Genomic DNA, 4,716 nt, shown 5'->3' with positions numbered 1-4,716 from the left:
GCCGCACTGGCCGCACCGGCCGCACCGGTCGCTACCCCCGTAACCGCGCGCTCGTCGCCGCGTGCGCCGTGCTCGCGACCGTCCTCGGCGGCTGCTCGCTGGCCCCGACCGGGGGCGGCGGCGACCGCGAGATGACCGTCTACCTGCCGAAGGCCCGCTCCTTCTACAAGGAGTCCAAGGTCAAGGTCATGGGCGCGGACGTCGGGTCGGTCGACTCCGTCCAGGCCGAGGGCGACCGCATCCGGGTCCGCTTCCACATCTCCCGGGGCGTCCCGCTGCCGAAGGGCGTGCAGGCGTCGATCGTCCCGCTGAACCTGGTCGGCGAGCGCAACCTCGTCCTGCACCCCGCGTGGAAGCCGGGCGACCAGAAGGAGACCTCCGACGTCATCCCGATCGAGCGGACGAGCGTCCCGGTCGAGGTGGACGACGCGCTGAGCTCGTTCACCAACCTCGCCAAGGCGCTGGACCCGACCAAGGTGCAGCCCGCGCTCGACCGGACCGCGACCTCCTTCAACGGCAACGGCAAGACCTTCAACGCGACGCTGGAGGAGAGCGCCCGGCTCGTCCAGAACGTCGCGGGGCAGGACAAGAACCTCATCGCGGTCGCGAACAACCTGCACCGGCTCGCGGGGGTCGTCCGGGGCCGCGAGCAGGTGCTCGGCGAGATGATCCAGGACTTCAGCGCCGCCAGCCGCGTCCTCGCCGGGGAGCGCGGCGAGATCCAGGACCTGGTGCGCGGCCTGGTGGAGCTGTCCCGCAACGGCAAGAAGCTGCTGGACAAGTACCAGGGGCAACTGCCGTCCGACCTGGCCGTCCTCACCCGCGTCGCGCTGATCCTCAAGGGCAACGCGGGCCGCATCGCGCAGCTCGTCAAGGCGCTGCCGAACCTGAGCGGCGCGCTCATCAACGGCTACAACCCGAAGAACAAGTCGCTGCAGATCCGGGTAGCGACCGACGCGTTCCTGCGGACGTGGCTCAAGTCGATCCTCCGGGACGACGACGTCGGCTGCCCCCTCCCCAAGCCGAACTCCAACTGCCCCTGGCAGGGCTCGGGCGACCTTCGCGGAGGCCACTGATGCGCGAACGGACCGCGACGCGCGGGCGGACGACGACGCGCGGGCTGGCTGCGCAGGGGCGGACGGCGCGGGCGCGGAGGCTGGCCGGGCTCGTCCTCGCCGCGTCCCTGGCGCTGACCGGCTGCTCCTACCAGACCTTCGGCGCGCCCAAGGGCAAGGTGCACCTGGTCGCCGACTTCGACGACGCGCAGGGCCTGGTCGCCGGGCACAGCGTCCAGATGTCGGACGTCAAGATCGGCACGGTGCTGGCGGTCGAGCGGGACGGCTACAAGGCCAAGGTCAGCATGGCGATCATGGACCGGTACCACCTCCCGCAGGGCACCCGGGCCGAGATCAAGGTGACCTCGCTGCTCGGCGAGAACTACGTGGACATGATCCTGCCGCCCGGCGGCAGCATGGACCGCGGCCCGTACCTCGCCAACGGCGCCCGCATCGAGAACACGACCGTCCAGCCCGCGTTCGAGCAGGTCGTCGGGCAGACCGGCCCGCTGCTGAAGTCGCTGGCGGGCAACGACCTCGCGACCATCGTCAACGCGGGCGCGCAGGCCCTGGACGGCCAGGGCCACAAGCTCAACAAGACCGTCCGGCAGACCGCCGACCTGGTGAAGCTGTTCGCCGACCAGCGCGCCGAACTCGGCGAGTCGATCGACCAGTTCGCCCGCCTCGGCCGCTCGCTCGCCGACGGCAGGGACGCGCTGAGCCGCGCGCCCGGCGAGATCGCCAGGACCACCGACCTGCTGAACAAGGACAAGGACAAGATCCTCGGCACGCTCGACCGGCTCACCTACGCCGCCGCGCAGCTCAACGACAAGGTGCTGGTCGGACGCGTCGCGACCTTCCGCCGCCTGCTGAACGACGTGGACCCGATCATCGCCCAGCTCGGCCGGGACCGCACCCGCCTCACCGACCTCGTCAACGGCCTGGTCGCGTTCGAGGAGAAGCTCCCGCTGGCCAGCTACGACGGCACGCTGATGATGTACCCGGTGCTCAAGGTGGTCTGGCCGGACGGCACGCCCGTCTTCCCCGGCCTCCGCCCGCCGGCCGCCTCCGGTGGGGGCGGTGGGAACGGCACGTCGGGCAAGAGGAAACCGTCCAGCGTGCTCCCGCCCAAGATCCGCGAGGCGTTCCCCGACCTCGACTCGCTGCTGGAGCCGCCGCGATGAACAGGCGAATCGCGATCAACCTCGGGGCGTTCGCCGCCCTCGCGGTGCTCATGACGGTGTGGGCGTTCACCAACGTCGTCCGGTTCGACGCGATCGAACGGCCCTACCACCTGACCGTGGAGTTCGAGTCGTCGCCCGGCCTGCACCCGAACTTCGAGGTCGACTACCTGGGCGTGCGCGTCGGGCACATCCAGCAGGTCCGGCTGGACAAGGACCGGGTCGTGGTGCGGCTCGGCATCGACCGGGGCGTGAAGATCCCGCAGGGCGCGACCGCGGCCGCCGCCCGCAAGTCGGCGGTCGGCGAGCCCGTGGTCGAGCTGACGCCCGCGCCCGGCATGGGGCACGCGGCGCCGATGCGTCCGGGCACGGTCATCCCGAAGTCGAAGACGACCGTCCCGCCGAAGTACAGCGACCTGTTCGCGGCCGTCCTGCAGACGCTCAAGGCGGTCAAGCCCGAGGACGCGAAGGTCATCACGCACGAGCTCGCCGCAGGCTGGTCCGGACGGCAGGACTCGCTGCGGCAGATCGTCCAGGGCGGCGACCAGCTCGCCGGGACGTTCGCGCGGAACACGCAGATGCTGGACGGCCTGGTCAAGGACCTCAGCCGCATCTCGACCGTCCTGAACCAGAACCGGAACGCGCTCGGCGAGGGCGTGGACAACCTCGCGTCGCTGACCGGCGCGCTCAGCGAGGTGCGCGGCGAGCTGGCCGAGCTGCGCGACCGCGCGCCCGGGCTGCTCGACTCGTTCAACACCCTGCTCGACAAGAGCGGCGCCGACTTCGACTGCATGGTGGACAACCTCGGGACGTTGCAGTTCAAGAAGTACGACCCGGCGATCCTGACCCACCTGCGGGAGATCTTCCAGCTCGCGCCGCAGCTTCGGACGGTGCTGAACGGCATCATCGGGCAGCACCAGGGGCAGACGGTGCTGAACGTGGCGTTCATGTTCACGCTCAAGACGAAGGCGGCGCTGGAGTACAAGTACCCGCAGCCGCAGCCCCAGGTGACGACGCCGCCGACGTGCCCCGGCGGACGGGTGCCGGGGGCCGTCCCGCAGAAGCCCTACAAGGGGAAGAACACCGGGGACACCCTGCCGGCGCACGATCCGGCGCTCGACCGCATCAACGCCAGGAACGCCGCGGGACAGGGCGGAAACCCTTCATCCGGACCGCCCGCTTGGCTAGTGTACGTCCCCCCGGTTGTCGCCCTGATGGTGTTGATCAGGGTGACGATGGGCTCGGTGCCCGTGATGTCCCGCCTGTCCCGCCTGCCCCGGCCGCGCCGCCGCCGCCGTCGCAGGGAGTGAGTCCATAGTCCCCGCTAGGAGTGCTCTAAGTGACTGCGAAGACCACCAGGAACGCCGGCAAGGACGAGCCCGCGGAGGAGACCGCGGGCGAGGCGGTGGCGCCCGGCGAGGAGTCCGGTGAGAAGGCCGGCGAGGAGAGCGACGAGGAGGCGCGGCCCAAGGCTCCGGCCAAGCGGAAGCGGCGTGTCCGCGTCATCGAGGTCATCGAGGACGAGGACGACCTGGACGAGGTGCTGGAGGCGATCGAGTCCGGCGAGCTGCTCGTGGAGGAGGCCGAGCCGGAGACCGCTCCCAAGCCGAAGCCCGCCGCGAAGGCAAAGCCGAAGCCCGTCGTCGTCGAGGAAGAACCGGCCGAGGCCGGGGAAGCCGCCGGCAAGCCGACGAAGACACGTCACCTCGCCTCGTCCTCGGACGAGGACGCCGATGACGGCGACGGTGACGGCGGCTCCGGTTCCGGTTCCGGTTCCGGTTCCGGTTCCAGGCCGAGCGGCTTCTCCATGGGACGCAACGCCGCGATCGTCACGGTGGTGGTCGTCGCGCTGCTCGCCAGCTTCGGCATCTGGCAGTGGACGAAGGCGTCGAAGCTGTCGGGGGACGAGCGCGCCCGGGAGGACGTGGAGAAGTCCGCCGCGGCCTTCGGCGACGCGGTGCTCACCTACAACTCGTCCAACTACCAGGACCGCATGGACAAGGTCCAGAAGATGCTCGCGGGCGATCTCCTCGACCTCTACAAGCGCTGCACCGTCCCGAACCTGACCGACGGGTTCAAGGCGAACTCGACGCTGTCGTTCACGTCCAAGACGACCAAGGTGTTCGTCGGCGACGTGAACGGCAAGTTCGCGACGGCGACGGTCGCGACCGACATCACGCTGCAGAGCAGCCAGGGCTCGACGTCCGCCCCGGCGAGCCTGATCCGGCTGTCGCTGGTGAAGAGCGGCGGCGCGTGGAAGGTGACGCAGCAGTTCCCGTCCGGGGTGAACCAGCAGAGCAGCGACTGCTCCAGCTCGGGGCAGATCCCGGTCAGCCCGAACGGTCAGAACGGGCAGTCCGGCAACGGCGGCAAGCCGTCCGCGACGCCGTCGGCGACGCCGAGCAAGTGACGCGTGCGGCGTGGGGGGGGGGGGGGGGGGCGGCCCCCCCCCCCCCCCCCCCCCCCGGGGGCCAGGGGGC

General features: G+C 70.7%; 4 protein-coding genes. All 4 read left to right on the top strand.

The window, feature by feature from the left end; translation table 11 throughout:
* The first annotated feature begins 68 nt into the window (after positions 1-68).
* Genes AB0J52_RS27940 through AB0J52_RS27925 form a run of 4 tightly spaced genes read left to right on the top strand, consistent with a single transcriptional unit; the run spans position 69 to position 4,646 of the window.
* Positions 69-1,076, top strand: a complete 1,008-nt coding sequence (locus AB0J52_RS27940; protein ID WP_500185379.1) for an MCE family protein — start codon at positions 69-71, stop codon at positions 1,074-1,076.
* On the top strand, positions 1,076-2,239 hold the full coding sequence (locus tag AB0J52_RS27935; RefSeq protein WP_500185377.1) for an MCE family protein: 1,164 nt from the start codon (positions 1,076-1,078) through the stop codon (positions 2,237-2,239). Before AB0J52_RS27940 ends, AB0J52_RS27935 begins: the two co-directional genes overlap by 1 nt.
* A complete protein-coding gene (locus AB0J52_RS27930; RefSeq protein ID WP_500185375.1) occupies positions 2,236-3,546 on the top strand; it encodes an MlaD family protein in 1,311 nt (436 codons plus the stop codon). The genes AB0J52_RS27935 and AB0J52_RS27930 overlap by 4 nt, the downstream gene beginning before the upstream one ends.
* 29 nt (positions 3,547-3,575) lie before the next feature.
* Positions 3,576-4,646, top strand: coding sequence for a hypothetical protein (locus AB0J52_RS27925; protein WP_500185373.1), 1,071 nt, complete (start codon positions 3,576-3,578; stop codon positions 4,644-4,646).
* Positions 4,647-4,716: the final 70 nt, after the last annotated feature.

Origin of the sequence: Spirillospora sp. NPDC049652 (genome assembly GCF_040675125.1) — a bacterium.
Taxonomy (GTDB): domain Bacteria; phylum Actinomycetota; class Actinomycetes; order Streptosporangiales; family Streptosporangiaceae; genus Spirillospora.
The sequence above is the reverse complement of the archived record's forward strand: the minus strand, read 5'-3'. Positions and strand labels throughout refer to the sequence as shown.